Source organism: Thalassolituus sp. UBA2009, from assembly GCF_002335285.1.
In the GTDB taxonomy this organism is placed as follows: Bacteria; Pseudomonadota; Gammaproteobacteria; order Pseudomonadales; family Oceanobacteraceae; genus Venatoribacter; species Venatoribacter alkanivorans.
In genome coordinates this window covers 1-3,689 of the sequence record NZ_DDCJ01000059.1, presented here as the reverse complement: position 1 = coordinate 3,689, position 3,689 = coordinate 1, and the positions used below count along the sequence as shown (strand labels likewise).

Genomic DNA, 3,689 nt, shown 5'->3' with positions numbered 1-3,689 from the left:
CCTGTTGGTACCCGGTAATGGCAAAAGCAAATACGGAATCACGCATTTATGTTCTGACTCAGCAAATAAAGATGAACCTTAATGGTGCACACACCTGTTTTTAAGTTGTTGATTCTATTAAAAAACCGATACGACCCAGGGCCTGTTGACACTAATTAAACAGGTCTGTTATCGGATAAAAATGTCTCAGACAAGGCGCTGAGAGTGTGGGATGTTCAGCACATCCCTGTGCTTCACCCCTTCGGGGTTGGCATGCCAATCTGTTCCAGACAGATTGGTAACGGGTTAAGCGAGCGAACAGCAACGCAGGATGAGGGATTTTTAGTCATAACCCTTCGGGCTGAGGCCCGATTAACTTAGTGTTAACAGGCCCTAGGTATCTCCTGCACTAAGTGCAGTCGACTCCGGCCTTCAGAAGGTACTTTTTAATCTCTGCAACACCATCAGCACGTACAGATCGGGTCGCAATAGAGACAAATAAAGCTCAATGACATTAGCCGGTGCATAAAGGAAAGGTGAAAACCACCCGCTATGATTTAAACGGCCTACCGGAACAACATCACGATCAACTGTCGCCGGATGTAAAACGCGGACATAAAAAAAGGGCCGAAGCCCTTTTTAACTTATCCGGTTATTCAACCCTGTAAGGCCTCAAGAACCTGAGAAGTGATTTCCTGCAGTGAGCCAACACCCTGGATGTGGCTGTACTTAGGTGCATTAGCGCCCTTTTCTGCTTCCAGTTTTTTGTAGAAGCTGACCAGTGGTGCAGTCTGATCATGGTAAATAGCCAGACGCTTGCGTACGGTTTCTTCCTGGTCATCATCACGCTGCACCAGATCTTCACCGCTTTCATCGTCTTTACCTTCCACTTTAGGTGGGTTGTAAATAACGTGGTAAACGCGGCCAGAACCCGGGTGAACACGACGGCCACTGAGACGTTTAACAATCTCTTCGTCAGCTACGTCAATTTCGACAACGTGGTCGATATCAACGCCCGCTTCCAGCATGGCTTCTGCCTGAGGAATAGTGCGCGGGAAGCCATCAAACAGGAAACCGTTTACACAGTCATCCTGCTGAATACGTTCTTTTACCAGACCGATAATGATTTCATCAGAAACCAGACCGCCGGTTTCCATGATTTCTTTTACTTTAAGACCCAGTTCGCTACCGGCTTTTACTGCTGCACGCAGCATATCGCCAGTAGAGATTTGTGGAATAGCAAACTTTTCACAAATGAACTGTGCCTGTGTGCCTTTACCTGCACCGGGCGCACCCAACAGAATTACGCGCATGCGCATACCCCTTGTGGTTAATAGAAACTGTCCGGCGAGTCAAAAAATTGGTTATTTTTCAACCAGTCACGGAAAAAATAGGCCTAACCTTACTCCGAGCCGGGCTCTTGCTCAAGTGATTGTGATGAAAAAGCCGGGCAGATAATGCCCGACTTTGGTATAGACCGCGCAGCACCTGAAGTGATGCCACGCCCACGACAAGGGATTAACCGGTATTACGCATCCCAGCAGCAATACCAGCCATTGTGACTTTCAATGCACGCTCCACTTCTTTACTGACCACATCCTGATCCTGCCGCTCGCGGTACAGTAATTCGGCCTGTAAATAATGCAGTGGATCTGTATATGGATTACGCACACTCATGGAGTGCTGTAAGGCCAGGTTATCCTGCAGCAGAGTCTGCTGATCTTTAATCGCCAGCACCAGCTCACGGATCTTCTGCAAACGGATACGCAGCTGGCTGCCAAGCGGCTGTAACTCGGCTTCAACCAGACGACTTTCATAATACTGAGCAATAGCCGGATCGGCTTTCGATATCACCATTTCCAGCATATCGATATAGGTACGGAAGAACGGCCACTGCGCATACATCGATTGCAGCTGTGGCAGCTCACCATGATTAACCGGCTGCGCCAGAGCTTCATCCGAACCCAGCCAGGCAGGCAGCATTAAGCGCATTTGTGTCCAGGCAAAAATCCACGGAATAGCGCGCAGTGTTTCAATACCGCCACCACTTTTACGGCGCGCTGGCCGGCTGCCTAATGATAATTTACCCAATTCCTGCTCCGGCGTTGCGGCGCGGAAATAACGGACAAAATCCGGCGTATCACGCACCATAGCCCGGTAAGATTTAACCCCGGCACCCGCTAACTGCTCCATACGCTCACGCCATTGCGGCTGTGCAGCTTCCGGCGGTAACAGATTGGCTTCCAATACCGCAGAAACATAAACCTTAAGGTTACGCACCGCCACTTCCGGTAAACCGAATTTAAAGCGGATCATTTCGCCCTGCTCGGTTACCCGCAAGCCACCCAGTACCGACCCTGGCGGCTGCGATAAAATCGCCCGGTGAGCAGGACCGCCGCCGCGGCCAACACTGCCGCCACGACCATGGAATAAACGCAGTTTAATGCCTTTATCCTGTGCCGTTTTTGACAGCGCTTCCTGTGCCCGGTATTGCGCCCAGACAGCCGCCAGCTGGCCGGCATCCTTAGAGGAATCGGAATAACCAATCATTACCTGTTGATGACCTTTACAGTACTGGCGGTACCAGTCCACCGACCAGAGTTTCTCCATGCGCGGCGCCGATTGTTCAAGATCGCTGAGGGTCTCAAATAATGGCACCACCGGCATATGATCGCGCACACCACAGGCCTGTAATAACAAAGCTACCGCCAGAATATCCGACGGCTCACTGGCCATGGAAATGATGTAACAGGACACACCGTCACCGGCTCGGGTCGCCAGCACGTTCATGGTGTCGAGCACTTCCTGCGTTTCGGCCGTTGGCGTCCAGCGGCTTGGAATTAACGGGCGGCGGGATGCGAGTTCATTCAGCAGGAACTGCTGTTTCTTTTCTTCATCCCAGGATTTGTAATCACCCCAGTTATAAAAGGCGCAGATTTCCTGCAGCACATCGGCATGGCGGGTCGATTCCTGACGTACATCGAGTTTCACCAGCGCCAGACCAAAGCAGGCGACCCGGCGCAGGGTGTCGAGCAATGAACCATTGGCCACCGTATCCAGCCCCTGCTCTACCAGGCTGTTGTAACAGAGCATTAATGGCTGCAGTAATTCATCGTCTTCCAGCAGAGGTTCGTAATCACTTTCCGCCCCACGGGCTTTGGCGGCCGCCCAGAGTTTGGTCTGCTCCAGCCGATGGCGCAGCTGATGCATACAGGCGCGGTAAGGTTCGTGCAGATTATCCGGATAAGCGCGGCGTAATTCCGCCGAGGCTGCCGTCATCGATAACTGCATGCCTAATTGTTCAATATCACGCAGGAATAAATCTGCAGCCATCCAGCGTGCGAGAAATAAAACCTCACGGGTAACGGCAGAAGTGACATTCGGATTGCCGTCACGGTCGCCTCCCATCCACGAAGAAAAACGCACCGGAGCCGCCGTCAGCGGTAATGCGCTGCTGCCACGCTGACGCAGTTCATCATCCAGATTGCGTAATAATTGCGGCACCGCATACCAGAGCGAATTTTCGATCACCGCGAAACCCCATTTGGCTTCGTCCACAGCGGTTGGCCTTACCTGACGGATTTCATCGCTGTGCCAGATTTCTTCCACCACCGAAGCCAGCTGCTGCTCAATTTCCAGCAATTGCGGATGGCCGTCGAGCAGGTCATCACGTTGCTGCAGTAATCGGGCAATCAGATCGTATTTCTGAA

At 51.7% G+C, this 3,689-nt stretch carries 2 protein-coding genes; both read right to left on the bottom strand.

Annotated features, from left to right (window positions below; all coding sequences use genetic code 11):
• Positions 1-635: 635 nt before the first annotated feature.
• On the bottom strand, positions 636-1,292 hold the full coding sequence (gene adk, locus B3P58_RS06760) for an adenylate kinase (protein ID WP_145469179.1): 657 nt from the start codon (positions 1,290-1,292) through the stop codon (positions 636-638).
• A 205-nt stretch (positions 1,293-1,497) separates the two neighbouring features.
• Positions 1,498-3,689: phosphoenolpyruvate carboxylase (gene ppc / locus B3P58_RS06755; protein WP_286716585.1), on the bottom strand; the 2,192-nt coding region annotated here is incomplete at its 5' end.